The 24,085-nt window shown below is 70.1% G+C and carries 27 protein-coding genes; 12 read left to right on the forward strand and 15 right to left on the reverse strand.

Going from position 1 to position 24,085, the window contains the following annotated elements:
* Positions 1 to 42: 42 nt before the first annotated feature.
* The 5 genes from paaA to paaE all read left to right on the forward strand — a co-directional run bounded on the left by paaA (position 43) and on the right by paaE (position 3,887).
* Positions 43 to 990, forward strand: a complete 948-nt coding sequence (gene paaA, locus JWN68_RS09190; RefSeq protein ID WP_297737906.1) for a 1,2-phenylacetyl-CoA epoxidase subunit PaaA — start codon at positions 43 to 45, stop codon at positions 988 to 990.
* 68 nt (positions 991 to 1,058) lie between these two features.
* Positions 1,059 to 1,355 carry a 1,2-phenylacetyl-CoA epoxidase subunit PaaB gene (gene paaB / locus JWN68_RS09195; RefSeq protein WP_297738014.1) on the forward strand — a complete coding sequence of 99 codons (297 nt, stop codon included), beginning with the start codon at positions 1,059 to 1,061 and terminating at the stop codon, positions 1,353 to 1,355.
* 26 nt (positions 1,356 to 1,381) lie between these two features.
* Positions 1,382 to 2,302 (forward strand): 1,2-phenylacetyl-CoA epoxidase subunit PaaC, encoded by a 921-nt coding sequence (gene paaC / locus JWN68_RS09200; protein WP_297737909.1) that lies wholly within the window; start codon positions 1,382 to 1,384, stop codon positions 2,300 to 2,302.
* Positions 2,296 to 2,802: a 1,2-phenylacetyl-CoA epoxidase subunit PaaD gene (gene paaD / locus JWN68_RS09205; RefSeq protein WP_297737912.1), complete on the forward strand. Its 507-nt coding sequence runs from the start codon at positions 2,296 to 2,298 to the stop codon at positions 2,800 to 2,802. Before paaC ends, paaD begins: the two co-directional genes overlap by 7 nt.
* Positions 2,802 to 3,887: a 1,2-phenylacetyl-CoA epoxidase subunit PaaE gene (paaE, locus tag JWN68_RS09210; RefSeq protein WP_297737915.1), complete on the forward strand. Its 1,086-nt coding sequence runs from the start codon at positions 2,802 to 2,804 to the stop codon at positions 3,885 to 3,887. The genes paaD and paaE overlap by 1 nt, the downstream gene beginning before the upstream one ends.
* Here the strand turns inward: paaE and JWN68_RS09215 are convergent.
* On the reverse strand, positions 3,839 to 4,543 hold the full coding sequence (locus tag JWN68_RS09215; RefSeq protein WP_297737918.1) for a TetR/AcrR family transcriptional regulator: 705 nt from the start codon (positions 4,541 to 4,543) through the stop codon (positions 3,839 to 3,841). The two genes, paaE and JWN68_RS09215, sit on opposite strands and share 49 nt — an antisense overlap.
* A gap of 250 nt (positions 4,544 to 4,793) precedes the next feature.
* Between JWN68_RS09215 and JWN68_RS09220 the strand changes: the two genes are divergently transcribed.
* The gene (locus JWN68_RS09220) at positions 4,794 to 6,908 is read left to right on the forward strand and encodes a DEAD/DEAH box helicase (protein WP_297737921.1); all 2,115 of its coding nucleotides are present in this window, start codon (positions 4,794 to 4,796) and stop codon (positions 6,906 to 6,908) included.
* Between the two features lie 97 nt (positions 6,909 to 7,005).
* On the opposite strand, the gene JWN68_RS09225 is transcribed toward JWN68_RS09220, so the two are convergent.
* The 5 genes from JWN68_RS09225 to JWN68_RS09245 all read right to left on the reverse strand — a co-directional run bounded on the left by JWN68_RS09225 (position 7,006) and on the right by JWN68_RS09245 (position 11,566).
* On the reverse strand, positions 7,006 to 7,740 hold the full coding sequence (locus JWN68_RS09225) for an SDR family oxidoreductase (RefSeq protein ID WP_297737923.1): 735 nt from the start codon (positions 7,738 to 7,740) through the stop codon (positions 7,006 to 7,008).
* 8 nt (positions 7,741 to 7,748) lie between these two features.
* A complete protein-coding gene (locus JWN68_RS09230) occupies positions 7,749 to 8,402 on the reverse strand; it encodes a histidine phosphatase family protein (protein ID WP_297737925.1) in 654 nt (217 codons plus the stop codon).
* 61 nt (positions 8,403 to 8,463) lie between these two features.
* On the reverse strand, positions 8,464 to 9,534 hold the full coding sequence (locus JWN68_RS09235; RefSeq protein ID WP_297737927.1) for a phosphotransferase family protein: 1,071 nt from the start codon (positions 9,532 to 9,534) through the stop codon (positions 8,464 to 8,466).
* Positions 9,531 to 10,304 carry an SDR family NAD(P)-dependent oxidoreductase gene (locus tag JWN68_RS09240; RefSeq protein ID WP_297737930.1) on the reverse strand — a complete coding sequence of 258 codons (774 nt, stop codon included), beginning with the start codon at positions 10,302 to 10,304 and terminating at the stop codon, positions 9,531 to 9,533. The genes JWN68_RS09235 and JWN68_RS09240 overlap by 4 nt, the downstream gene beginning before the upstream one ends.
* The gene (locus tag JWN68_RS09245) at positions 10,301 to 11,566 is read right to left on the reverse strand and encodes an acyl-CoA dehydrogenase family protein (RefSeq protein WP_297737934.1); all 1,266 of its coding nucleotides are present in this window, start codon (positions 11,564 to 11,566) and stop codon (positions 10,301 to 10,303) included. The genes JWN68_RS09240 and JWN68_RS09245 overlap by 4 nt, the downstream gene beginning before the upstream one ends.
* 40 nt (positions 11,567 to 11,606) lie before the next feature.
* Between JWN68_RS09245 and JWN68_RS09250 the strand changes: the two genes are divergently transcribed.
* Positions 11,607 to 12,203 (forward strand): TetR/AcrR family transcriptional regulator, encoded by a 597-nt coding sequence (locus JWN68_RS09250; RefSeq protein ID WP_297737937.1) that lies wholly within the window; start codon positions 11,607 to 11,609, stop codon positions 12,201 to 12,203.
* Here the strand turns inward: JWN68_RS09250 and JWN68_RS09255 are convergent.
* The 3 genes from JWN68_RS09255 to JWN68_RS09265 form a co-directional block, all read right to left on the reverse strand.
* Positions 12,181 to 13,695, reverse strand: a complete 1,515-nt coding sequence (locus JWN68_RS09255) for an MXAN_6640 family putative metalloprotease (RefSeq protein ID WP_297737940.1) — start codon at positions 13,693 to 13,695, stop codon at positions 12,181 to 12,183. The two genes, JWN68_RS09250 and JWN68_RS09255, sit on opposite strands and share 23 nt — an antisense overlap.
* Before the next feature lie 89 nt (positions 13,696 to 13,784).
* Positions 13,785 to 15,278: an MXAN_6640 family putative metalloprotease gene (locus JWN68_RS09260; RefSeq protein ID WP_297737943.1), complete on the reverse strand. Its 1,494-nt coding sequence runs from the start codon at positions 15,276 to 15,278 to the stop codon at positions 13,785 to 13,787.
* Positions 15,279 to 15,336: 58 nt separating this feature from the next.
* Positions 15,337 to 15,732, reverse strand: coding sequence for an adenylyltransferase/cytidyltransferase family protein (locus JWN68_RS09265; RefSeq protein ID WP_297737946.1), 396 nt, complete (start codon positions 15,730 to 15,732; stop codon positions 15,337 to 15,339).
* Between the two features lie 38 nt (positions 15,733 to 15,770).
* On the opposite strand from JWN68_RS09265, the gene JWN68_RS09270 reads away from it, so the two are divergent.
* Together JWN68_RS09270 and JWN68_RS09275 are read left to right on the forward strand one after the other, a co-directional pair.
* Positions 15,771 to 17,042 carry a DUF445 domain-containing protein gene (locus tag JWN68_RS09270; protein ID WP_297737949.1) on the forward strand — a complete coding sequence of 424 codons (1,272 nt, stop codon included), beginning with the start codon at positions 15,771 to 15,773 and terminating at the stop codon, positions 17,040 to 17,042.
* A 52-nt stretch (positions 17,043 to 17,094) separates the two neighbouring features.
* Positions 17,095 to 17,316 carry an RNA-binding S4 domain-containing protein gene (locus tag JWN68_RS09275; protein ID WP_297738018.1) on the forward strand — a complete coding sequence of 74 codons (222 nt, stop codon included), beginning with the start codon at positions 17,095 to 17,097 and terminating at the stop codon, positions 17,314 to 17,316.
* Between the two features lie 28 nt (positions 17,317 to 17,344).
* Here JWN68_RS09275 and JWN68_RS09280 read toward each other — a convergent pair whose 3' ends face one another.
* The 3 genes from JWN68_RS09280 to JWN68_RS09290 all read right to left on the reverse strand — a co-directional run bounded on the left by JWN68_RS09280 (position 17,345) and on the right by JWN68_RS09290 (position 19,159).
* A complete protein-coding gene (locus tag JWN68_RS09280) occupies positions 17,345 to 17,713 on the reverse strand; it encodes an FKBP-type peptidyl-prolyl cis-trans isomerase (RefSeq protein WP_297737952.1) in 369 nt (122 codons plus the stop codon).
* A 53-nt stretch (positions 17,714 to 17,766) separates the two neighbouring features.
* Entirely contained in the window at positions 17,767 to 18,198 is a 432-nt protein-coding gene (locus JWN68_RS09285) for a CBS domain-containing protein (protein ID WP_297737955.1), read from the reverse strand.
* A 73-nt stretch (positions 18,199 to 18,271) separates the two neighbouring features.
* Positions 18,272 to 19,159, reverse strand: a complete 888-nt coding sequence (locus JWN68_RS09290; protein WP_297737960.1) for an inositol monophosphatase family protein — start codon at positions 19,157 to 19,159, stop codon at positions 18,272 to 18,274.
* Between the two features lie 42 nt (positions 19,160 to 19,201).
* On the opposite strand from JWN68_RS09290, the gene JWN68_RS09295 reads away from it, so the two are divergent.
* Positions 19,202 to 19,669, forward strand: coding sequence for a DUF2231 domain-containing protein (locus JWN68_RS09295; RefSeq protein WP_297737963.1), 468 nt, complete (start codon positions 19,202 to 19,204; stop codon positions 19,667 to 19,669).
* A 1-nt stretch (position 19,670) separates the two neighbouring features.
* Here the strand turns inward: JWN68_RS09295 and rsgA are convergent, their stop codons facing one another.
* The 3 genes from rsgA to JWN68_RS09310 are packed head-to-tail and all read right to left on the reverse strand — an operon-like array spanning position 19,671 to position 22,559.
* The gene (rsgA, locus tag JWN68_RS09300) at positions 19,671 to 20,675 is read right to left on the reverse strand and encodes a ribosome small subunit-dependent GTPase A (RefSeq protein WP_297737966.1); all 1,005 of its coding nucleotides are present in this window, start codon (positions 20,673 to 20,675) and stop codon (positions 19,671 to 19,673) included.
* Positions 20,672 to 21,985, reverse strand: coding sequence for a 3-phosphoshikimate 1-carboxyvinyltransferase (gene aroA / locus JWN68_RS09305; protein WP_297737969.1), 1,314 nt, complete (start codon positions 21,983 to 21,985; stop codon positions 20,672 to 20,674). Before aroA ends, rsgA begins: the two co-directional genes overlap by 4 nt.
* 43 nt (positions 21,986 to 22,028) lie before the next feature.
* On the reverse strand, positions 22,029 to 22,559 hold the full coding sequence (locus tag JWN68_RS09310; RefSeq protein WP_297737971.1) for a DoxX family membrane protein: 531 nt from the start codon (positions 22,557 to 22,559) through the stop codon (positions 22,029 to 22,031).
* A 124-nt stretch (positions 22,560 to 22,683) separates the two neighbouring features.
* Here JWN68_RS09310 and JWN68_RS09315 point away from each other — a divergent pair, with 124 nt between their 5' ends.
* Positions 22,684 to 23,430 carry an SOS response-associated peptidase gene (locus JWN68_RS09315; protein WP_297737974.1) on the forward strand — a complete coding sequence of 249 codons (747 nt, stop codon included), beginning with the start codon at positions 22,684 to 22,686 and terminating at the stop codon, positions 23,428 to 23,430.
* Positions 23,427 to 24,080 carry an alpha/beta family hydrolase gene (locus JWN68_RS09320; protein WP_297737978.1) on the forward strand — a complete coding sequence of 218 codons (654 nt, stop codon included), beginning with the start codon at positions 23,427 to 23,429 and terminating at the stop codon, positions 24,078 to 24,080. Before JWN68_RS09315 ends, JWN68_RS09320 begins: the two co-directional genes overlap by 4 nt.
* Positions 24,081 to 24,085 lie beyond the last annotated feature (5 nt).

The raw sequence follows: 24,085 nt of genomic DNA on the forward strand, positions 1-24,085 counted from the left end.
GACCGATCGGTCTGTAAATGCCGTGCCAGGAGGAGATCAGCAGTGAGCGACACCCTGCAGACAGCGAGCCTGGAAGCCGACTTCGACCGGGTGATCGAGCGGCACGACCGCATCGAGCCGCGCGACTGGATGCCGGAGAAGTACCGCGCCACCCTCGTGCGCCAGGTCGCCCAGCACGCCCACTCCGAGATCATCGGCATGCAACCAGAGGGCAACTGGATCACCCGTGCTCCCAGCCTGCGGCGCAAGGCGATCCTGCTCGCCAAGGTGCAGGACGAGGCAGGTCACGGCCTCTACCTCTACAGCGCCTGCGAGACCCTCGGGGTCACCCGCGCCGAGCTCACCGAGAAGCTGATCGCCGGCAAGCAGAAGTACTCCTCGATCTTCAACTACCCGACGTTGTCGTATGCCGACGTCGGCACCATCGGCTGGCTGGTGGACGGCGCCGCGATCTGCAACCAGGTCCCGCTGTGCCGTACCTCTTATGGGCCCTACGGCCGAGCGATGAACCGCATCTGCAAGGAGGAGTCCTTCCACCAGCGGCAGGGCTTCGAGCTGCTGCTGACGATGATGAGCGGCACCGACGCGCAGCGCGCGATGGTCCAGGAGTCGGTCGACCGGTTCTGGTGGCCCGCGTTGATGATGTTCGGCCCGCCCGATGTCGAGTCGCCCAACACCGCGCAGTCGATGGCGTGGCGGATCAAGCGCGACACCAACGACGACCTGCGCCAGAAGTTCGTGGACATGTCGGTGCCGCAGGCGCAGGCGCTCGGCGTCACCCTGCCGGACGCGGAGCTCCGTTGGAACGAGGAGCGGGGCCACTACGACTTCACCCAGCCCGACTGGGACGAGTTCATGGCCGTGGTCAAGGGCTCCGGCCCGTGCAACGCCCAGCGGATCGCTCACCGCAAGCGCGCCCTCGACGAGGGTGCCTGGGTCCGTGAGGCCGCGACCGCCTTCGCCCGCAGCCAGAGGGAGGACGCATCATGACGACCGGTCAAAAGTTCTCCGCCGGCGGCGGGCACGGCGCCATACCTCTCGAGGGCGTGTCGACCGGCCTGGGCGAGCCGCCGCAGCCCGAGTGGCCCCTCTACGAGATCTTCGTCCGCGGCAAGCGCGGCCTCAACCACGTGCACGTCGGCTCGCTGCACGCCGCCGACGACGAGATGGCCGTACGCCACGCCCGCGACGTCTACACCCGCCGCAACGAGGGCGTCAGCATCTGGGCCGTCCGTGCCGACCTGATCGTCGCCTCCAGCCCCGACGAGAAGGACCCGTTGTTCGACCCGGCGGGCGACAAGGTCTATCGGCACCCGACCTTCTACGACATCCCCGCCAACGTCCCCCACATGTGACACCCCGGATGCTGAAGGAACTAGCCATGGATGACCTGGACCTAGACCATGAATCCGTCTACGACGGACTGCTCGGGGGCGACTCCTCCCAGTGGGCCTTCGGCACCGACTTCGAGGACCCGCTCGCGGGCGTCGACACCATGATCCCGGCAGGCGTCGACGGCGCTGCCCTGGCGGCGTACTGCCTGATGCTCGGCGACGACGCGCTGATCTATGCCCATCGGCTCTCCGAGTGGACCAGCAACGCCCCGGACCTCGAGGACGACATCGCGCTGGCCAACATCGCCCTCGACCTCCTCGGCCAGGCGCGGCTGCTGCTCGCCCGAGCGGCCGCTGCCGACGCCTCGGTGGTGCCGCAGATGCCCGAGGGCTCGCCGGTCCCGCCCGAGGACGCGCTGGCCTTCTTCCGCGACGAGCACGCCTTTCGCAACATGGGCTACGTCGAAGCGCTCAACGGCGACTTCGCCGTCACCATCGTCCGGCTGCTCCTCTTCTCCTCCCACCGCCTCGCCCTTCTGCAGCGGCTGGCCACCAGCGTCGACCCGGTCCTGTCGGCCATCGCGGCGAAGGGCGTCAAGGAGGTCACCTACCACCGTGACTATGCCGGCCGCTGGTTCGTGACCCTGGCCGGCGGCACCGAGGAGTCGCGGCGGCGTCTGGTCGCCGGGCTGCGCACGGTGTGGCCGACATACGCCGAGCTGTCGAGGTCCACGCAGGTCGAGACCCTCGCCTCCGAGCAGCGCTTCGGGGTCGACCCCGCTGTGCTCACCGAGGAGGTGGACGCGGTCGTCGACCACGTCCTCGCCATGGCCGCTCTGGAGCGCCCGGATCTTCCCCCGTCCGGCACCGGCCCGATGGGGCGCATCGGGCGTCACACCGAGGAGATGGGTCACCTGCTCGCCGAGATGCAGGTCGTCGCTCGCGCCCATCCGCTGGGGAAGTGGTGACCACCCTCGCCGCCGGGCGCACGCGCGCCCGGGAGATCGCCGGCACCGTCGTGGACCCCGAGATGCCGATGCTGACGCTGGTCGATCTCGGCGTGCTCCGCGACGTCACCGAGAGCGAGGTTGGCGTGAGCGTCACGATCACGCCGACGTACTCAGGCTGTCCGGCGATGGCGACCATGCGCGACGACCTCGTGCACGCGTTGAGCGACGCGGGATACGCCGAGGTCGAGGTGAAGGTCAGTCTGAGCCCGGCCTGGTCGAGCGACTGGATCACCGCGGAGGGACGGCGCAAGCTCCGCGCCCACGGACTCTCCGCCCCCGGCCCGAGCCCGACCGGCCCCGTGCAGCTCAGCCTGGCGCCGGTCCGCCGCGCGATCGACTGCCCGCGCTGCGGGAGTGCCGACGTGCGGCTGACGTCCGAGTTCGGTCCGACCGCGTGCAAGGCGCTCTACCAGTGCAACGACTGCCTCGAGCCCTTCGAGCACGTCAAGGAGATCTGATGCTCGACATGCCCCGACCGACGTCCCGACCCGCACGCGGCTTCCACCCGCTGACGGTCTCTTCCGTCGAGGTCCTGACCGACGACTCCGCAGCCATCACCTTCGACGTCCCCGACGACCTGCGCGAGGACTTCTCGTTCGCGGCCGGCCAGTCGCTCACGTTGCGTCGGGTGATCGACGGCACCGAGCACCGACGGTCCTACTCGATCTGCGCGCCGACCCGAGCAGCCCCTCGCATCGGCGTACGCGAGATCCCCGATGGTCTGTTCTCCCGCTGGCTGACCCGCGAGGTGCGGCCCGGCGACGTGATCGAGGTCCAGACGCCGAGCGGGTCGTTCACGGCCAGCGAGGACCTGCCCGGCCGCCACCTGTGCATCGCCGCGGGGTCGGGCGTCACCCCCATGCTGTCGATCGCGTCCACCGTGCTCCGCAACCCCGAGGCGAGCGTGACGCTGTTGTACGGCAACCGGCGGACCTCGTCGGTGATGTTCGCCGAGGAGCTGGCAGACCTGAAGAACCGCCACCGCGAACGGCTCGAGCTGGTGCACGTGCTGTCCCGCGAGCCGCGCGACGTCGAGCTGTTCTCCGGGCGCCTCGACGCGGAGCGACTGCACCGGCTGATCACCCTGCTCGTGCCGGTCGGGGCCGTGGACCACGTGTGGCTGTGCGGTCCGTTCGGGCTGATCGCCGACGCGCGTCAGGTGCTCGCCGAGCTGGGGTTGCACGAGGATCGGGTGCACTTCGAGCTTTTCTACGTCGATCAACCGCCACCCGAGCTGGACCGTCCCGAGCAGGTCGTCGAGGGCGACGTCAGCGAGGTCACGATCTCGCTCGACGGCCGGACGGCCACCTCGCCGATGCCCCGGGGGACCTCGATCCTGGACGGCGCAGCTGTCTCGCGCAGCGACCTTCCCTTCGCCTGCAAGGGCGGCGTGTGCGGCACCTGCCGGGCGCACGTGACGAGCGGCGAGGTCGACATGAGGCGCAACTACGCCCTCGGCGACGACGAAGTGGCCCGTGGCTTCGTGCTGACGTGTCAGACGTTCCCGGTCTCCGACGAAGTGGTCGTGGACTTCGACGCCTGAGCGTCCTGCTGGTCCGTCGCGAGCGGACGCTGGGACAGGCCGTCGAAGGCAATGCCGGTGATGGCGTGGGCCAGCGCCCCTGCGTCGACAGACCCGCCGGTGTGGAACCACTCGGTCGAGCTGTTGACCATGCCGAACAGCAGCCGGCTGATGAGCTCGGGCTCGATGTCGGTGCGTAGGCTGCCCTCTCGTACGGCGTCGCGGACGAGCTCGGCCAAGGCGTCGTCGATCGCCCGGCGCCGCTCGAGGGCGGCCTGCTCCACCTCGCTGTTGCCGCGGGCCCGCAGCAACAGGGTCACCGCCGCGAGGTGCGCGACGAGGATCTCGACCGAGGACCGGATGGCCGCACGGAGGCGCTCCTCCGCCGGCTTGTCGCTGGTGGCCGCAATGGTGGTGACGGTGCTGCTGAGCGCCCCCAACGCCTCGTCGAGACCGGACGCGAGCAGGTGCTCCTTGCTGGGGACGTGGTGGTAGATCGCAGACTTGGACAACCCGAGCTCGCGGGCCAGGTCGCCCATGCTGGTGGCGTCGTAACCCTGGCGGTTGAAGAGGTCGATCGCTCGACGGAGCACGGTCTCCTGGTCGTAGCCCGGCCGGCCGCGCCGCGCGGTGCTGATCTCGCCTCCCGTCGCTGGGTCGAGCTCGGAGGCGGTCATCCGCCCAGCCTGCCATGAGCGCGCCACGTGGGTGCACGCATCCGGGTGGCGTCGAGGTAGGATGGGCCTCGCCTTCGTCGCTGGACCACCCGGTTCGGTGTCGGAGCCCCGGCTCATCCAGTGCCGCACGTGACTCCTCTGTCACGTGGCGCCCGCCGGTTCTGCGTCGCCGCCATGCCGCCCAAGTCTGCTGCGACGCAGGTAGTGCTGTCTGTCGCGAGGCGCGACGGGCAACTCGAGGAGGAACTGAGTGGCTCAGCGAAGCCGGCGCACATCCACCGCACGACGCGGCGGCACCAAGGTGATCCGCAAGGACAACGAAGGCATCATCCCGGTGCTCGCCAGGTCGGTGCGCGAGGTGGAGCAGGCAGCCGAGCGCGGCAAGGTGGCGCCGCACGGCCGAGCGACCTTCCAGGTGGTCGCGTTGCTGGTGCGCGACGAGCGCCAGCGCCTCGACGCCGACACCGAGCTCGGCGAGGGCCGCAAGGCCGAGCAGCTCAAGCGCCTCGACGGCATCGCCACGATCCTGGCGCGGGCCGCAGCCCGCGACACCTCCCTGCTCCAGCTGCTGGCCGAGGATGCCGAGGTGTCCGAGGGAGCCCGAGCGCTCAAGCGCCAGATGCTCAAGTCGGCAGGGATCGAGATCCCCGAGGAGGTCGAGGGCCCCAAGCCCGAGACCGCAGCGACCACGTCCTCGCGGCGCACGACTCCGCAGTCGGTGATCTCGCGCCAGCTGGCCAACCCCTTCCTCAAGCCCGACTTCTCGGCCGCCGAGGAACATCGCGTCCAGTCCGGCCGACTGGCCAACTGGGAGCTCCTCGAGCCCCTCTTCAAGTCCTTCGAGTACGTCGGTGGCGGCGCCTCCGCGTGCATGAGAATGCCGGACTCCGTCCCCGTCCCCGGAGTTGCGCTGATGGCGCACCAGGCACAGCTCGTGGCCGCTGCCGCCGCCGGACACCGCACCTTCCTTCTCGCCGACGAGCCCGGTCTGGGCAAGACCGCGCAGGCGCTGCTCGCCGCGCAGGCTGCCCATGCGTGGCCGCTGCTCTGCGTCGTACCCAACGTCGTCAAGGCCAACTGGGCCCACGAGGCCAGCCTGTGGACCCCCAACCGCTCCGTCACGGTCATCCACGGCGACGGCGAGGAGGTCGACGGCTTCGCCGACATCATCGTCGTCAACTACGAGGTCCTCGACCGACACGTCGAGTGGCTCGGCAACCACGGCTTCCGCGGGATGGTCGTGGACGAGGCGCACTTCATCAAGAACAAGAGCTCGCAGCGATCCCAGCACGTGCTCGAGCTCTCGGAGCGCCTCCGGACCCGCGTCGCACGCCCGCTGCTGATGGCCCTCACCGGCACGCCCCTGATCAACGACATCGAGGACTTCCGGGCGATCTGGCAGTTCCTGGGCTGGATCGACGACCACAAGCCGCTGCCGGCGCTGATGAACAAGCTCGAGGACACCGGGCTGATGCCGGGGGAGCCGGGGTTCTATCCCAACGCCCGCCGATCGGTGATCGAGATGGGAATCGTCCGGCGCCGCAAGATCGACGTCGCCGCCGACATCCCGGCGCGACGCGTGGCCGACCTCCCCGTCGAGCTCGAAGGCGCCGAGGGCCGTTCCATCCGCGACGCCGAACGCAACCTGTCGCGTCGCCTCGTCTCCCGCTACGACGCCGCCCTCGAGGCGCGGACCACGAAGGTCGTCGTGGACGGCATCGACCTCGACCTCGTCCGACGCGTCGCCAAGTGGGAGCGCGAGGACATGGAGTCGGCCAAGGACGGCGAGAACGTCTTCTCGATGATGCGTCGCATCGGCCAGGCCAAGGCCGGGCTCGCCGCGGACTACACCGCGCAGCTGGCGCGCAGCGTCGGCAAGGTCGTCTTCTTCGCCAAGCACATCGACGTGATGGACGAGGCCCAGGCAAGCTTTGAGAAGCGGGGCATCAGCTTCGTCTCGATCCGGGGCGACCAGAGTGCCAAGGCACGCGCCGCGGCGATCGAGTCGTTCACCAAGGACCCCGAGACCTCGATCATCGTCTGCTCGCTGAGCGCCGCCGGCGTCGGCCTGAACCTCCAGGTCGCGTCCAACGTGGTGCTGGCGGAGCTGTCGTGGACCGACGCCGAGCAGACCCAGGCGATCGACCGGATCCACCGCATCGGTCAGTCCGAGCCCGTCACCGCGTGGCGGATCATCGCCGCGCAGACGATCGACTCGAAGATCGCCGAGCTCATCGACTCCAAGGCAGGACTCGCTGCTCGGGCGCTCGACGGGGCCGACGAGATCGCGTCGTCGGTCGACGTCCAGCTCGAGGCCCTCGTCGGGCTGCTCACCGACGCGCTCGAAGCCCGCGGCGGCCGCTGACGCTCAGCCCTGGCGGTGCGTGAGCCACCTTCGGTACGCGGAAGTGGGGCTGTGGCACCGCTGGGCCGGCGCTGCGGGCGCCGTACGGCGAGACCGCTCAGCCCATCAGCTTGCGGGCGATCGGCAGCGGCAGGTGCTCGAGCGCGAACCCGATCGGCACCCACGGCCAGGCCGGCACCCGGGCGGACGACTTCTCCTTCTCGATCGCGGCCACCATGGCGCGGACGCCGCGCTCGGTGGAGGCCACCAGCGGCGTGGTCTTCGACGTGGCGGACATCTCGGAGACGATGTAGCCCGGATAGAGCACCGTGACCTTGATCGGGGTGCCCATCACGTCGGCGCGGAAGCCCTCCGCGAGGTGGGCGACGGCGGCCTTCGTGGCGGCGTACGTCGTGATGTTCCCGGGCATCCCGCGCAGCGCCGAGACCGACGAGATCATCACGAGGTGGCCCGAGTTCTGCTCGCGGAAGATGCGTGCGGCCGCCTCGGTCTGGGCGAGGGCACCGATGAAGTTGGTCTGCGCCGTGGCCAGGTTGGCGTCGAAGCGACCGGTGCCGAGCGGTTGGCCCTTGCCGAGACCAGCGTTGACGACGACCTTGTCGAGGGTGCCGAACTCCGCCCGGAACTCCTCGAAGACCCGGAAGACCGCGTCGTGGTCGTTGACGTCGAGGGCCTTCACGCTGACTCGGACGGAGGACAAGGAGGCTGCGAGCTCGTCGAGCCGGTCGGTACGCCGCGCGCACAGGGCCAGGTCGTAGCCGAGGGCCGCGAACTGGCGCGCCATCTCGGCGCCGAGCCCGGCGGAGGCGCCGGTGATCAGGACGGTGGGCATGGAGGGTCCTATCGGTAGGTCTGGTCGGCGGGGGAGAGGTGGGTGTGCTCGTTGAAGGCGAGCAGGGTGGCACCACGCGAGCCGACGACGAAGCTCGTGACGCCGCCGTTGAGGGTCACCTGGTTGAGGCGAAGCCACAGGTCGGGATCGCTGCCGAGCGCGGCCGCGGCGGCCCAGGAAAGGGGACCCCCGCTGGTGAAGACGACGGCGGTGCCACCAGACCCCAGAGCGGCGATCGTCCGCTCGAACGCGGCGGAGACCCGCTCGCAGAAGGCGGCGAAGGACTCGTCGTAGTCGTCGTGCTCGCCGGCGGTCCAGCGAAGGGTGGCATCGGAGAACCACCGTTGGAAGGCGCGCCGGTCCACCGTCAGGTCGACGCCCTCGGGGGCTGGGTGACGGGACAGGACCTGGAGGTGGTCGAACTCGTTCCACCCGTCGTCCGTCGCGACCGGGAGCTCCCAGCCGGCGCCCTCGCAGGCCCCGACGGCGGTCTGCCGGTGCCGCCTCATCGCTCCCGAGAGGAGCACCTCGGGGGTGATCCCCTGGCCGGCGAGGGCGGCGCCGAGCGTACGCGCCTGGGACTCGCCCAGGCTCGAGAGCTGGTCGTAGTCGGCGGCTCCCCACGAGGCCTGTCCGTGGCGCACAAGCAAGATACGAGTCACGCGGGGTCCCCGCGTCGTTGTTCGGGGGAGCGGAGAGGGGGAGAAGAACGTCGTGGGGTGATCACGCGAGCAGCTCGGCGATCCGACGGTCGAGGATCTGCACGCCGGGGCCGAACAGCGCGAACATCTCGTTGCTGGTCTGGCCGTGGAAGTAGCGGTAGTAGATCTGCTGGGCGATGACCGCGTTGCGGAACAGGCCGAAGACCTCGTAGTAGCGCCACGCCTCGGGGGTCAGGTCGAACCCCATCCGCTCGCAGTAGCGCTGCACGAACTCGTCGCGGGTGATCATGCCCGGCAGGTCGGTGGGCACCCGCTTGGTCAGGCGGAGCTCCTCGGAGTCGTCGGCCTGGATCCAGAACGCCAACGCGCCACCGAGGTCCATCAACGGATCACCCAAGGTCGCCATCTCCCAGTCCAGGACGCCGATGACCCGGGTCGGGTCGTCGGCCGCGAAGACCAGGTTGTCCACCTTGAAGTCGTTGTGGATCACGCAGGTGGCCACGTCGGCGGGCTGGTGGGCGTCCAACCAGGCCATCACCTCGGTGAGCTCCGGGTTGTCGGGGGTGTGCGCGTTGCGGTAACGCGTGGACCAGCCCTCGACCTGGCGCCGGACGTAGCCCGCGCCCTTGCCGAGGTGCGTCAGGCCGGCCTTCTCCGCGTCGACGCTGTGCAGCTCGGCGTAGACCTCGACGACGTTGAGGCACACCTGCCGCGCCTGCTCGGGTGTCAGGGGGACATCAGCCGGCCAGGTGCTGCGAGGAATCAGGCCGTCGATCCGCTCCATCACGTAGAAGTCACCACCGAGGACCGACTCGTCGTCGCAGAATCCGACCATCGGGGCGACGTAGGGAAACACCGGCGCGAGCGCCGACTGGATCACGAACTCGCGACGCATGTCGTGCGCGCCCTTGGCCTTGGTGCCTTGCGGCGCCCGTCGCAGGATGAGGTCACGGTCGGGGTAGCGCAGCAGGTAGGTCAGGTTGGACGCACCTCCGGAGAACTGCCGCACCTCAGGAGTGCCTTCGAGCCCGGCCTCGCCGACGGCGGTGGCTCGCAGCCAGGAGGCGACGGCACCGACGTCGAAGGAGTCCTCCTCGCGTACCGCGCGGGCGCCGGGCACCTCGGCGTTCACGACAGGGCGTCCAGCCGTGCTGCCTGGTGCCGCATGACCTTGTCGTACGCCGCACGGTCGGCCCACTTGAGGAAGTAGGCCTGGCGCGCCGCCTCGTCGGGCACGATCACGTCCTCGCCGGCCTCGATGCCGGCAAGCACGGCTGAGGCGATGTCGTCGGCGGTGATGTCCGAACCCTCGACCAGCTCGGTGATCATGCGCGCGAGGGTCTCGTCCTGGCCCTGCATCGAGTCCAGCAGGTTGGTCCGGAAGTAGGAGGGGCAGACCGCGCTGGCGCGGATTCCGTACGCCGCAAGCTCGTGCCCGCACGTCTCGGTGAACGCCACGACGGCCGCCTTGACCGCGTTGTAGGAGCCCATCCCGGCGGGGTGGACCAGCCCGGCGAGGGAGGCGACGTTGACGATGTGGCCCGAGCGCTGCGCCTTGAGCATCGGCGTGAACGTCTGCACGCCGCGAACGACTCCGAAGAGGTTGATCTCGGTGATCCACCGCCAGTCGTCCATCGAGCACAGCTCTATCCGGCCGCCTCCGGCCACCCCGGCGTTGTTGACGAGGACGTCGAGGCCGCCCCAGCGCTCCTCGACGAGTCCGAGCGCGGCCGTCCAGTCGTCCCCGGAGGTGATGTCCAGGACCAGGTCGATGCCGTCCGCGGCGACCCGGTCGGTGGCGAGCACCTCGTCGCCCCGGATGCGCAACGTGCTGGTGAGCGCCTCACCCAAGCCGGACGCGGCGCCCGTGACCAGCACGCGGCGCGGGGTCGTGGCGTTCATGCGCTGGTCCTGGCGCCGGACTTGCCGAGCTCGATCTTGGCGATCACGTTGCGGTGCACCTCGTCGGGTCCGTCGGCGAGGCGGAGCGATCGCGCGCCGACGTAGGCGCCGGCCAGGGCGAAGTCGTCGGTCATCCCGGCACCGCCGTGGAGCTGGATCGCCATGTCGATGACGTCGAGGGCCATGTTGGGCACCTCAACCTTGATCTCGCTGACGGCCGACAGGGCCTCGATCGACATCCCCTGGTCGAGCAGCCACGCGGCATGCATGACCAGCAGGCGGGAGCGGTTGATCGCGATGCGGGCGTCCGCGATGCGCTCGCGGTTGCCGCCGAGGTTGGCGAGCGGCTTGCCGAAGGCGCTGCGGCTCAGCGCGCGGTCGCAGGCGAGCTCGAGGGCGCGCTCGGCGAGCCCGATGGCGCGCATGCAGTGGTGGACCCGACCGGGGCCAAGGCGCCCCTGGGCGATCTCGAAGGCCCGCCCCTCGCCGAGGAGGATGTTGGTGGCCGGCACCCGCACGTCGTCGAAGGTCACGTCGCCGTGGCCGAGGGGCTCGTCGTAGTAGCCCATGGTGGTGAGCATCCGCTCGACCTTCACGCCGGGTGCGTCCCGCGGCACCAGCACCATGGTGTGGCGCGAGTGGCGGTCGACGTCGGGGAAGGTCAGCCCCATGAAGACGAGGATCTTGCATTCGGGATTGCCGACGCCGGTGGAGAACCACTTGCGCCCGTTGATGACGACCTCGTCGCCGTCGCGGATCGCCGTCGCCTCCATGTTGGTCGCGTCCGAGGAGGCGACGTCGGGCTCGGTCATGCAGAAGGCGCTGCGGATCTCCGAGCGCAGGAGCGGCTCGAGCCACTGGGCTCGCTGCTCGTCGGTGCCGTAGCGCAGCAGGACCTCCATGTTGCCGGTGTCCGGCGCGTTGGAGTTGAAGATGAGCGGAGCGAGGAAGGAGCGGCCCATCGTCTCGGCGAGCGGGGCGTAGTCGATGTTGCTGAGCCCCTCGCCGCCGTCGGTGCCGAAGTCGGCGGCGTACGACCCGGCGTGCTCCGCGGGCAGGAACAGGTTCCACAGGCCCTGCGCACGTGCCTTCGCCTGCAGCTCCTTGATCCGAGGGTCGGGCGTCCAGCTGTCACCGCCGCTCTCGCGCGCCTGCTTGATGCGCTCGTGCATGTCGGCCTCGAGGGGCTCGATCTCGGTGTCCATGAACGCGCGCACGCGCGCCTGCAGGTCGGCGGCGCGGGGCGAGAGGGAGAAGTCCATGGGTTGACCCTACGCATACTGTTGAGCAATGCTCAATAGCGTGTCCGATCCATCACGTCGCCGGCTGAGTGCGGACGACCGGCGTCGTCAGTTGGTCGGCATCGGTCTCGCCATGATCATCGAGACGCCGATCCAGGACCTCTCCTTGGACCAGGTCGCCGCGGAGGCAGGGATCTCGCGCGGTCTGTTGTTCCACTACTTCCCGACCAAGACCGACTTCTACCTCGCGTGCATCTCAGCGGCGGGCCGGCGCATCTTGCGCAACACCGCCCCGGATGAATCTGCGAGCGGGGCGGACCAGGTCTGGGGGATGGTCACGGCGATGGTCGAGCAGATCGAGCGGCGCCGCTCGTTCTACCTCACGCTCGTGCACGGCAGCGGTGTCGCCGACCCCCGGGTGAGCGAGGTCTACGACTCGGTGCGTTCGGTCTCCACCGACCGGGTCGTCGGCGCGCTGGGGCTCGCCCCGGCGACCAGACCCGTCGTGCACGCGTGGTGGGCCTATGTCGAGGACCGCGCGCTGAGCTGGACGGCCGTCCCGACCGACGAGCGCACCGGGTCGTTGCCGGAGCTGGTCAGCCACTGCGAGACGGTGCTGCAGGCCGTCCTGGACGTCAGCCCCGACGCTTCGCCTTGACCGCCTTGGCGACGACCGTGAACGGCACGTTGTCATCCAGCGCAGTGCCCTGGCAGACCAGATCGGTGCCCCGACCACACCTGAAGCGCGTGGAGACGTTGGCGACCGAGACGGTCACGGCGACGATCTTGGCCGAGCTGAAGGGGGCCAGCGTCTGCGCGCGGCCGCGGCTGGTGAACCTCACCCGTCGGGTCGCCACCGTGCCGTCGACCTTGTGCACGACGAGGCGAGCGGCAGGACTCGAGCTGGGTCGGGGTCCGCTGATGTTGACGCGCAGCTTCCACCTGGGACCGCTCAGCTCGGCGGCCGGCTTGAGGTGGATGGCCTCCGCCGAGAGGTGGTCGACCTTCTTGCGCTCCACGTGCCGCTTGTCGGCTCGGCTCAGCGTCTCGTCGGCGAGCGGCAGCGGGTCCGCGTACTCCGCCACCCCGGGGGCCTCCGCATAGGTGAGCGCCGGCGTTGTGTTGGCGGCTGCGAAGTCGGCGTACACGTCGGTGAAGCTCTGCTTCTTCTTGCGCAGCACTGCCTTGACAGCATCGATGGAGTGGTTGCGGCCGTCCGTGCGCCGGGTGCCGGCGGCCAACCACGCCTTCTTGACGAATCCCGTCCCGAAGCGCTCGGTGAGGTATTCCCAGAAGATCCAGTTGCCGTACTGGAAGCCCAACGTCGTGCTGAAGGCGTCGAGATGGACGTACGGCGCCTGCAGCTGGCTCTGGCGGAGGTACTGCCTGTTGTCGTTGACGTCGTCGAAGACCTGCTCCTCCATCCACGTGGCCGTCGACTCGAGCATCCACGGGTCCTCGGCGTAGTCGTAGGAGTACTGGACCGCGTGGAAGAACTCGTGCGCCGCGGTGACCCGGAGGTTGTCCTCCGGCGTCTTGGCGGGGAACTGGGCGGGGGCGTAGTCGTTGTCGAGGACGCAGAAGCCGCTGGCCGTGCGGGCAGACTTGTCGCGCTCCGCGGCGCAGTAGCCGTAGAGCCCGGCGCCGAGGTCCTTGAGATAGACGTCGAGCCGCGCGTCGCCGCCGTCGACGCCGTCCTTGCGCGGAGCGCGGTAGCCGAGCTGGTGCACCTCGCGGTCGTAGACGGCCTCCATCGTGGACAGGGTGAGGGCGACCCACTCGGGGCTCGGGGGAGCGTCGGCCGTGGTGGTCACGTAGTGGACGCACACCTCGACGCCGCACTCCCGGGTGGCAGGGACGGTGTAGCCGTTGTCGAAGGGGTCAGCGGCGCCGTCGGTGGGACGAGCCAGCAGGGCGGTCGCCTCCACCGCCTCGGTGCCGGTGAGGTCGGGGCGTGCCATCCACAGGTCGCGCAGCGCGAGGGTGGCCGACGGGTCGGTGGCGCGGGCGTCGCCTGCCAGCACGCGACCGGCAGTGCCGAGCGGGGACACCGCCTCGCGCGACGACGGCTCGGCGGGCGGGGACGTCGGATATGCCGCGGCGAGGGTCACGCCGCCGGACATCGGGGCCAGGAACAGTCCAAGCACCACGACAAGCATGGTTGACGACCTACGCACGCAACATTCCCTTCGTCGTCGGCCCGAGCAGCCGTCTCCGCGAGGTTACGTCAGGGACGTGATCAACGGACAACCGTGACGGTCACCGCGAAGCGCTGGCGGTCGTCCAAGGGCTGTCCGTGGCACGCGAACTCCGTCTGCCGTCCGCACGCGTAGCGGGTGGAGGCGTTGACGAGCAGCAGGACGACTCGACGGACGCGCGATCGGCCGAAGGCGACGAACCTCTGACCGGTGCCGCGGTCGTCCAGCAGGATGGGCGCCCGGGCCACCTTCCCGGACTTCAGGAAGACCAGCGTGGTGGCGATCGCTCCGCGGGGTCGCTCGGCGTCCACGGTGATCCGGAGCCGAGATCCGCCCCGGTGGCCGGAAAGGGCTCGTACGTCGATGGCACGCGAGCTCAGGTGCGGAGCAGCAATCCGACGAGCTCGCCAGGAGCGCTGGCGAGCGCCCATGCGGACGGTCCGGTCGGCTGCCGCGGCCCGGTAGCTGGACCCTTCGTCGTAGGAACGGCGCGGCACCATGTTGGCGGCGGCGAACGCCGCGTAGACCCGGGTCATGCTCCTCCCGCGGCTCTCCACGAAGCGGCGCACGGCCTGCGCCGAGAAGTGATCCGGTGCGCCGGGCCCGGCACCGGCCAGGGCCCAGATCTGCCGCACCGCGTCGACGCCGTGACGCTGGGCCAGGAACTGGAAGACGATCCAGTTCCCGTAGCTACCGAGGCCGACGCCTGCATGGTCGAGTGGGGTGCTTCGCTCGGCGAGCTGTCCCGCGACGAGGAACTGCCGGTTGTCGTTGACGTCGTCGGCGACCTGCTCCTCGATCCAGGTCGCGGTGGACTCGAGGAACCAGCGGTCCTCGCCCACGTCCATGCCGAACTGCACCGCGTGGAACAGCTCGTGGGCAGCGGTGACGCGCAGGCTCTCGTCTGCCGCCATGGGGAAGCCGCGGAAGTCGTTGTCGAAGACGCAGTACGACGACGCGAGTCCCGGCGCGCCGGGGACGGGGGCCTCGGGGGCGCAGTAGCCGTAGAGACCCGCGCGGGAGATGTCGGCCAGGTAGATGTCGAACTGGGCACCGCCACCCCGGCCCTCGTCGGTGGGCGGGGAGGGATAACCGAGCTCGCTCATGCGGGCCAGCGAGAACTCGGCCACGACGAGGTTGCGGCGTACCCAGTCCGGGGTCGTGCCGTCGGTGGCCGCGAGGGGTGGAGCGTCAGAGGTGGTGGCGACGTAGTGCACGCACGCTGTCGAGCCGCACAGCCGCTCGCGCGGGGCCGCCGGGTCCCAGGACAGCTCGCCCGACCCGTTGGGCGGGTCGCTCGGGCGCGGACTGACGTCTCTTGGGCCATAGCGGGCCCCACGCTGCGAGACGTCGGAGGCGGCCTCGAGGTAGGCGTCGCGCAGGTCCAGCGTGCGGTCGCGCGCGAGCGGCGATGCATCGTCTGCGCCGTACGCCGAAGGGGCCGGCGACGAGACCGGTGCGGCTGCCACCGGTCCACTGGTGATGGTGATGGCCAGCAGCACGAGGGTGGCCAAGAGGAGCCGGACGGATCGCACGCGGTGGACTCTCTCTCAAGGGCGAGCCGTCAGCCTACAAGTGGAGATCGCTCGTGCCCTACATCTCCGCGATGTGCTCGATGATCGCGGTCGTCGAGATGGCGGGGGTCCGCGCGAGGTAGACCACCTCGCACACGTCGGAGAACTCGTCGAACTTGCCGGCCCAGTCGTCACCCATGACCAAGACGTCTGCTCCGTGCTCGATGAGGTAGTCGCGTTTGGCCTCGAGGCTGTGCTCGATGAACACCTCGTCCACGACCCGGAGTGCTGCCACGATGGCCAGCCGCTCACGCTCGCTGAAGATAGGAACGCGACCCTTCTTCTTCTCGTTCAGGGCATCCGCCGAGACGCCGACGACGAGCCTGTCGCCCAGCCCAGCAGCGCGCTCGAGCACCCGGAGATGCCCGACGTGGAAGACGTCGAAGGTGCCGAAGGTGAGCACGGTGCGCGACATGCGCGTCAATCTATCGGGCCGCCTGAGAGGATCCTCGCGTGCCCACACTGCCGCCGATGTCGATCATCACGCCCGACCCGGGTGCGGACGAGGAGCGCCGCCGGGGGCTGCGACGGATGCGCACGGTGGCCGTCTCGCTCCTGGTCTTCGCTGCCATCGTGTACGCCGCAACGCTGGACCGCGACGGCGCGTGGGGCTTCGTCAACGCCGGCGCGGAGGCCTCCATGGTCGGTGCGATCGCGGACTGGTTCGCCGTGACTGCGCTCTTCAAGCACCCGTTGGGAATCCCGATCCCACACACCGCGCTGATCCCCAAGCGCAAGGACGAGCTCGGCAAGAGCCTGGAGGAGTTCGTCGGCGAGAACTTCCTGCAGGAGGACATCATCCGCGAACGCGTGGTCGCGGCCGCGATCTCGCAGCGCGTGGGCGACTGGCTCTCCGACCCCGCCAACGCCCGTCGGGTCGTCGACGAGGTCTCCGAGGTGGCCGCCATCGCCCTGGGGAAGATCCGTGACGAGCACATCGCCGACCTGGTCACCGAGGCGTTCGTGCCGCGCTTCCGCGAGGAGCCGATCGCGCCCCTCCTCGGCACCCTGCTCACCGAGCTGGTCAGCGACGACCTGCACCACGGCGTGGTCGACCTGGCGCTCGAGGAGCTCCACCGGTGGCTGGTGCACAACGGGGACACCTTCATCGACGTGCTCGCCGAGCGTGCGCCGTGGTGGGCGCCCCCGCGGCTCAACGAGGCTGTGACCCAGCGGCTCCACCTCGAGGCCATCCGCTGGGTCGCCGACATCCGGGACAACCCCGACCACCACGCGCGCGAGGCGCTGGACTCCATGCTCCGGCAGCTCGCCCATGACCTCCTGACCGATGCCGCCACCCAGGACCGCGCCGAACGGTTCAAGGACAGGCTTCTCGACCACCCCCAGGTCGTCACCACCGCCATCTCGCTGTGGAAGGCGATGCGCTCGGCGCTCCTGAGCTCGATGCGCGATCGCGAGGGCGCCGTCCGCAAGCGCCTGCTCGTCGAGCTCAAGGCCTTCGCCGACCTCATCGCGAGCGACGCCGCGCTCCGCAGCAAGCTCGACAAGGCAGCCGCAGACGTGGCCGTCTTCACCGTGTCCCGCTACGGCGCCGAGCTGACGGCGGTGATCACCCACACCATCGAGCGCTGGGACGGCAAGGAGGCCGCGCGCAAGATCGAGCTCCACGTGGGGCGAGACCTGCAGTTCATCCGCATCAACGGCACGATTGTGGGCGGGCTCGTCGGCGTACTGATCCACACGATCTCGCTGGTGGTTCACTGAGCGCGTGACCGACCCAACGACCGACCCCGTCCCTGTGCCCGTCGACGTCCCGATCCGCGACGAGGCGATCCGGCTCGGACAGTTCCTCAAGCTGGCCAACCTGATCGACGCGGGCTCCGACGCCAAGCCGCTGCTCGCCGACGGTCAGGTCAGTGTCAACGGCGACGTCGAGACGCGACGAGGCCGCCAGCTCGTCGCTGGCGACGTCGTCGCGTTGGCCGGTCAGGCGGCGCGCGTCGCGTCGGGGGAGACGGAGATCGACGTCCCCTGGTGACGCGTCAGGTGACTCCGACCGTGCGGGCTCAGCTGACCGCGAGCAGGTCCACGACGAAGATCAGCGTCTCGCCGGGCTTGATGGCGCCGCCGGCTCCGCGGTTGCCGTAGCCGAGGTGCGGCGGGATGACGAGGCGCCGGCGGCCACCCACCTTCATGCCCTGGACGCCGGTGTCCCAGCCCGAGATCACCTGGCCGATGCCGAGCCGGAACTTGAGCGGGTCGCCGCGGTTGTAGGACGCGTCGAACTCCTCGCCGGTGGAGTGGGCCACGCCGACGTAGTGGACGGAGACGTTGGAGCCTTCCTTCGCCTCGGCACCGTCACCCTCGACGAGGTCGGTGATTTCCAGGTCGGCGGGGGCGTCTCCGATGTGCGGGTCGACGTCTGGCTTGTCCATGGTGGTGCCTTCCGATAGGTCTGGTTTGTGCCTGTTCACACCAGATGTTCTGGTCAGGTCTGGTGGAGGTAGGTGTCCAGCTGGTCGCGCTCGAACTCGAGCTCGCCGATGCGATTCTTCACCACGTCGCCGATGCTGATGATCCCGGTCAGCTTGCCCCCGGTCAGCACGGGCACGTGTCGCACACGGTGCTCGGTCATCACCCGCATGAGGTCGGTCAGGGCCGCATCGGCCTCGCACGTGCGCACGTCGGTGGTCATGATCTCGGAGACCTGCGCGTCGAGCACGTCGGGACGGCCGTTGAGGTGGCGTACGACGTCCCGCTCGCTGATGATCCCGTCCACGGACTCGCCGTCTGCGCTGACGATCAGGGCGCCCACGTTGTGCTCGGTCAGCAGGGCGACCAGGTCACGGATGGATGCGTCCGGACCGATCGTGATCACGTCGCGACTGGACTTCGCGTTGAGAACGTCGTTGATGCGCATGGCTTCCTCCGCAGTTTTTGAATTCTGCTGCCACGCTAGCGCTAGGACGATGCTGGTGGAAACAAGCGGCCCATCAGTCGGTCTGCGGGGCCTGCCGAGCGCGGAGGTCGTGCACCGAGCCGGCGCCGTCCGGCCGCGAGTCAGGGTCCGTGTCGTCGTGCGGCAGGGACCCCAGGAACGCCAGCGCGGACTCGTGGAGGTGCCCGTTGCTGGCGATCGCGTTGCCGCCGTAGGGCCCGGCAGTGCCGTCGAGGGAGGTGAACCTGCCCCCGGCCTCGCGGACGATGACGTCGAGGGCGGCCATGTCGTAGAGCTCTAGTTCCGGCTCGGCCGCCAGGTCGAGGGCGCCCTCGGCCACCAGCATGTTGGACCAGAAGTCGCCATACGCGCGGGTGCGCCAGCAGCGCCGGGACAGCGAGATGAAGTCCTGCAGGCGGTCGCGCTCGTCCCACCCGGAGAGCGAGCTGTAGGACAGGGAGGCGTCCTCCAGGCGGCGTACGTCGGAGACCTCGCACTTCGTCGCTTTCAGCAACGAGCGGCCCGTCCACGCGCCGTGGCCCTTGGACGCCCACCAGCGTCGCTGCAGCGCCGGCGCGGAGACGACGCCGAGCACCACCTCGTCGTCCACTGCCAAGGCGATCAGGGTGGCCCAGACCGGGACGCCGCGGACGAAGTTCTTGGTGCCGTCGATCGGGTCGACGATCCATCGCCGCTGGCTGTGGCCGCTGGATCCCTGCTCCTCGCCCAGGACGGCGTCGCGGGACCGGGCGCGCGAGAGGGTGCGCCGGATCCCCTCCTCGACAGCCTGGTCGGCGTCGGACACCGGCGTCAGGTCGGGCTTGCTCATCACGTGCAGGTCGAGCGCCTTGAACCGCGCCATCGTGAGGGAGTCGGCGTCGTCGGCGAGCACGTGGGCGAGACGCAGGTCGTCGGTGTAGTCGGACGGACCGGAGATGGGCATGACCCACAGGCTATGGCCAGCGGGTGCCACTACGGTGCATCCATGGAGATCAACGGTCTGCCGCTGCACTTCCTCGTCGTCCACGTCGTCGTCGTCCTCGCCCCTCTCGCCGCACTGACGGGTCTCGTCTACGCCGCGATCCCGAAGTGGCGCTGGTTGCTCCGGTGGCCGCTGGTGGTCCTCGGCGTTGTAGTCGCGATCACTGCCGTCGTGGCGGTGCAGGCGGGCGGGGCGTTCCTCGACTCGCGCCCGGCGCTGGGTCCGCTCGTCGAGGAGCACGAGGACTGGGGAGAGCTGTTCCGCAACGTGTCCCTGATGTTCGTGGTCGCAGCGATGATGGGGGCGTGGGCCCTGGGCGGCCCCTCCGCCCTCGCCTCGGGCCGCGGTGCCCAGGTCTCCCGTGGCGCGCTCGGCTGGGTGGCCGTGGTGCTGCTCGTCGCCGTGTCGGTGGCCCTGCTCGTGCTGGTGTTCCTCGCCGGCGACTCCGGGTCACGCGCCGTCTGGGGCTAGCTCACCACTCGTGCGCGCCCTCGCGTGCGGTGAGGAGCCGACGGAAGGACTCGACGCGGTCGGGGTCCGACTGGCCGGCGGCGACGGCGACGTCGAGGCCGCACTCGGGCTCGTCCGTGCCGTGGGTGCACCCCCGCGGGCAGTCCTCGGTCACCTCCTCGAGGTCGGGGAACGCGCTGATCAGGTCTTCCGGCTGCACGTGCGCGAGCCCGAACGACCGGATACCGGGGGTGTCGATGATCCAGCCGTCGCCCTTGCCGTCCGGACCGGGGAGCTCCAGCAGGTAGGCCGAGGTCGAGGTGTGGCGGCCTCGACCGGTGACCGCGTTGACCACGCCTACGCGGAGGTTGGCGTCGGGGATGAGCGCGTTGACCAGGGTGGACTTGCCGACACCGGAGTGCCCGACGAGCACGCTCGTCCGCCCGCGGAGCCGTTCACGCACCTCGGCCAGGTCGCCGCCGCGCTCGGTCACCACCCACGGCACACCGAGGGAGCGGTAGGTGGACAGGAGCACCTCCGGGTCCGCGAGATCGGCCTTGGTGAGGCACAGCAGCGGGGCCATCCCGGCGTCGAAGGCCGCCACGAGCGCGCGGTCGATGAGTCGCGGCCGGGGCTCAGGGTCGGCGAGGGCGGTGACCACGACGAGCTGGTCGGCATTCGAGACGATGACGCGCTCGACGGGGTCGTCGTCATCGGCAGTACGGCGCAGCGTCGTCGTCCGCGGCACGACCTCGACGATGCGTGCCAGTGAACCGTCTGCACCGGAGACGTCGCCGACGACGCGCACGCGATCCCCGACGACGACGCCCTTGCGGCCCAGCGGCCTCGACTTCATCGCCATCACCCGGGCGCCGTCGATCAGGAGCGTGAAGCGGCCACGGTCGACGGTGACCACGACGCCGTCCACTGCGTCGTCGTAGGTGGGCCGGTCCTTGGTCCGCGGCCGGGTGCGACGGCGCGGGCGCTCGTAGTGCTCCTGGTCGTGGTCGGTGTAGCGGTTGTTCACGGGGTCCCCGTCAGGTCCGGACGGGACTGGTCGGCGCCCACCACGCCGAGCCAGGCAGCGGCGAAGTCGGGGAAGGTCTTCGACGTGGTCGCGATGTCCTCCACCAGCACCCCGTCGACGGCCGAGCCGATGATCACCCCGGCGTGGGCCATGCGGTGGTCGGCATACGTCCTGAAGACGCCGCCGTGCAAGGGGGCGGGCCGGATCGAGAGACCGTCGGCGCGCTCGGTCACGTCGGCACCCAGGGCGCCGAGCTCGGCTGCGAGCGCCGCCAACCGGTCGGTCTCGTGGGCCCGGATGTGGCCCACGCCGCGCAAGTGGGAGGGCGAGTCGGCCAGGGCGCACAGGGCAGCGATCGCCGGGGTGAGCTCGCCGATGTCGTGCAGGTCGAGGTCGACGCCGTGGATCTGCCCGGTCCCACGGACGGTCAGTCCGAGGTCGTCGAGCGACACCTCGCACCCCATCTGCTTCAGGACCTCGCGCAGGTCGGCGCCCGGCTGGGTCGTGCTCGCCGGCCAGTCGCGGATGGTGATGGTGCCACCCGTCGTCGCGGCCAGGGCCAGGAACGGCGCGGCGTTGGACAGGTCCGGCTCGATGGCCTCGTCGAGTGCTGCGATCGACCCGGGGACCACGGCCCAGCGGTTGGCGTCGGCGTCGTCGACCTCGACCCCGCGTGACCGCAGCATCGCGAGAGTCATCTCGATGTGCGGCAACGAGGGCACCGGCTTGCCGTCGTGGCGGACGTCGACGCCACGGTCGTAGCGCGCGCCCGCCAGCAGCAGGGCGGAGATGAACTGCGACGAGGCGCTGGCGTCGATCACCACGGTGCCGCCCCGGACCGATCCCGTGCCGCGCACCGAGAAGGGCAGCGCTCCTCGCCCGCCGTCGTCGATGCTCATCCCGAGCGAGGCCAAGGCGCCGAGCACCTCCCCGACGGGACGCCGGCGCATGTGCGGGTCGCCGTCGAAGGCGACGGTGCCCGTCGACAGCCCGGCGACGGGCGGCACGAACCGCATGACCGTCCCGGCCAGTCCGCAGTCCACGTCGGCGTCGCGGATGAGTGCGGCCGGGGTGATCTTCCAGTCGTCACCGTCGTCGGCCACGCCGACGCCCATGGCGGCCAGCCCGGCAGCCATCAGCACCGTGTCGCGCGAGCGCAGCGGTCGGCGTACGACGCTCGGACCCTCGGCGAGGGCGGCGAGGACCAGCGCCCGGTTGGTCAACGACTTGCTGCCCGGCAGCGAGACGATCGCCCTGACCGGCGCGGCCGGGCGAGGGGCCGGCCACAGGTCGGCAGGGGACGAGGTCACCCGGACGACCTTAACGGTGCCGGGTGCTCCATCGTCTGTGCGTTCAGCTGAGGTGGGCCTTGGCGAGCTTGGCCTCGTTGCGTGCTGCCTTCGCGAGCTGACGACCCTCACGCTTCGCGTCCTTCGCCGCACGACGTGCCCGCCAGGCGAGGCCGGGCTTGCCGTCGGTGTCGACGCCTGCCAGGAGGAGGCCCCCCAGCATCGAGAGGTTCTTGGCGAAGTGGACCTTCTGGTCGGCCTTGACGGCGGGGTCGCCCTCCTCCCAGAAACGGTGTCGCGCTGCCGTGGTGGGGAGGAGTGTCGCCGCCAGCAGGGAGGCGGAGAGCCTCGGAGCCCGGCCCGTCGCCAGCGCTGCGCCGGCCAGGATCTGGGCGGCGGCGTTGATGCGGACCAGCGTCGTGGCGTCGGTGGGGATCGGCAGCTGCGGCATCGCCTTCTGGGCCAGCGGCACCACCTTGTCGGTGACCGGCTTGGCAGCCACGGCGTGTGCCTCGGCGTTCTTGAGGGCGCTGACACCGCCCACCACGAACACGGAGGCCAACATGGGTCGGGCGAGCATTCTGGTGACGGTCATGTGTCCTTCCTACACGATGCGGCGAATCCCGCGTCCACCCCTGTGGACCCCGGCACCGCCGGCCCCGTCGCGCGCCGTACCGCGATCCCCGCCCCGACATGACGCCGTTCACTAGGGTGGCCACATGTGCGGCCGCTACGCCTCGTCTCGAAGCTCCGACGACCTCATCGAGGAGTTCGAGGTCATCGAGGACCGCACGCCTGCGCCACTGGCCGCTGACTACAACGTGGCACCCACCAAGGAGGTCTACGCCGTGGTGGAGAGGTCGCCGGGCAAGTACAGTCCCGTCCCTCCCCAACGGCAGCTCCGCGTCCTGACCTGGTGCCTGGTCCCGTCCTGGGCGAAGGACCCGAGCATCGGCAACCGGATGATCAACGCCCGGATGGAGACCGTGGCCGAGAAGCCCGCCTTCAAACGAGCCTTCGCCGTCCGCCGCTGCCTGCTCCCCGCCGACGGCTACTTCGAGTGGTACCCCACCTCGCTGACCAACGCCAAGGGCAAGCCGGTCAAGCAGCCCTACTTCATCCGTCCCGCCGACGGCGGCGTCCTCGCCATGGCTGGTCTGTACGAGATCTGGCGCGACCCCACCCGGTCCGAAGACGATTCCGAGCGCTTCCGCTGGAGCTGCACCGTGCTGACGACCCAGGCGGAGGACTCGCTCGGCCACATCCACGACCGGATGCCGCTCATGGTCGAACGCGACCGCTGGAGGGAGTGGCTCGACCCCCGAGTCGGCGGTGAGTTGTCGCTCCTCGTGCCCGCCGCCCCCGGGAGCCTCGAGGCCTATCCGGTCGCCAGCCTGGTGAGCAACGTGCGCAACAACGGTCCCGAACTCGTCGAGCCGCTGCCCCTGGAGGAGGTCTCCTCATGATCAAGCCGGTGCTCCGCAGCGTTGCGACGCCGTACGGCGAAGGGCGGCTCCACGTCCGTCGTGCGACCCGGCCGATCGCCACCCTGCTCCTCAGTCATGGCGCCGGCCGCGGCGTGGACGCCCCGGACCTGCTGGCGCTCGCGGGTACCCTTCCTCAGCAGGGCGTCAGCGTGATGCTCTTCGAGCAGCCGTGGCACGTGGCTGGTCGCAAGGTGGCGACGCCCCCGCCCACCCTGGACGCCGGGCTGGTGGCGGCGGCCAACGCCTTGCGCGGTCGCACCCCGCTGGTGGTGGGCGGGCGGTCGGCGGGTGCCAGGTCGGGCACGCGCTGTGCCAAGGGGCTGGGGGCACGCGGTGTGCTGGCGCTGTCCTTCCCGCTGCATCCGCCGGGAAGCCCTGAGAAGACACGCGTGGCGGAGCTCCGCGGGGCCGGGCTACCCATGCTCGTGGTGCAGGGTGAGTGCGATCCCATGGGTCGACCCGGGGAGTTCCCCGCCGACGTCCCGGGTCTCGACATGGTCATCGTGCCCGAGGCCGATCATGGTCTGAAGGTGCCGAAACGCGCGGCGCTCTCGCAGGACGAGGCGCTCGGGATCGTGGTCGAGTCCACGCTGGAGTGGCTGGTCCTGCACATCGTCGGTTCGCCGTGAGACGA

It is taken from the genome of Nocardioides sp. (assembly GCF_025964975.1).
Classification (GTDB): Bacteria; Actinomycetota; Actinomycetes; order Propionibacteriales; family Nocardioidaceae; genus Nocardioides.

Bases quoted from the DNA above. Each gene is read 5' to 3' on its own strand.
- paaC (WP_297737909.1), top strand. From the start codon at position 1,382: ATGGATGACCTGGACCTAGACCATGAATCCGTCTACGACGGACTGCTC.
- paaE (WP_297737915.1), top strand. From the start codon at position 2,802: ATGCTCGACATGCCCCGACCGACGTCCCGACCCGCACGCGGCTTCCAC.
- JWN68_RS09215 (WP_297737918.1), bottom strand. From the start codon at position 4,543: ATGACCGCCTCCGAGCTCGACCCAGCGACGGGAGGCGAGATCAGCACC.
- JWN68_RS09225 (WP_297737923.1), bottom strand. From the start codon at position 7,740: ATGCCCACCGTCCTGATCACCGGCGCCTCCGCCGGGCTCGGCGCCGAG.
- JWN68_RS09240 (WP_297737930.1), bottom strand. From the start codon at position 10,304: ATGAACGCCACGACCCCGCGCCGCGTGCTGGTCACGGGCGCCGCGTCC.
- JWN68_RS09245 (WP_297737934.1), bottom strand. From the start codon at position 11,566: ATGGACTTCTCCCTCTCGCCCCGCGCCGCCGACCTGCAGGCGCGCGTG.
- JWN68_RS09265 (WP_297737946.1), bottom strand. From the start codon at position 15,732: ATGTCGCGCACCGTGCTCACCTTCGGCACCTTCGACGTCTTCCACGTC.
- JWN68_RS09280 (WP_297737952.1), bottom strand. From the start codon at position 17,713: ATGGACAAGCCAGACGTCGACCCGCACATCGGAGACGCCCCCGCCGAC.
- JWN68_RS09285 (WP_297737955.1), bottom strand. From the start codon at position 18,198: ATGCGCATCAACGACGTTCTCAACGCGAAGTCCAGTCGCGACGTGATC.
- JWN68_RS09290 (WP_297737960.1), bottom strand. From the start codon at position 19,159: ATGCCCATCTCCGGTCCGTCCGACTACACCGACGACCTGCGTCTCGCC.
- JWN68_RS09295 (WP_297737963.1), top strand. From the start codon at position 19,202: ATGGAGATCAACGGTCTGCCGCTGCACTTCCTCGTCGTCCACGTCGTC.
- JWN68_RS09310 (WP_297737971.1), bottom strand. From the start codon at position 22,559: ATGACCGTCACCAGAATGCTCGCCCGACCCATGTTGGCCTCCGTGTTC.
- JWN68_RS09315 (WP_297737974.1), top strand. From the start codon at position 22,684: ATGTGCGGCCGCTACGCCTCGTCTCGAAGCTCCGACGACCTCATCGAG.
- JWN68_RS09320 (WP_297737978.1), top strand. From the start codon at position 23,427: ATGATCAAGCCGGTGCTCCGCAGCGTTGCGACGCCGTACGGCGAAGGG.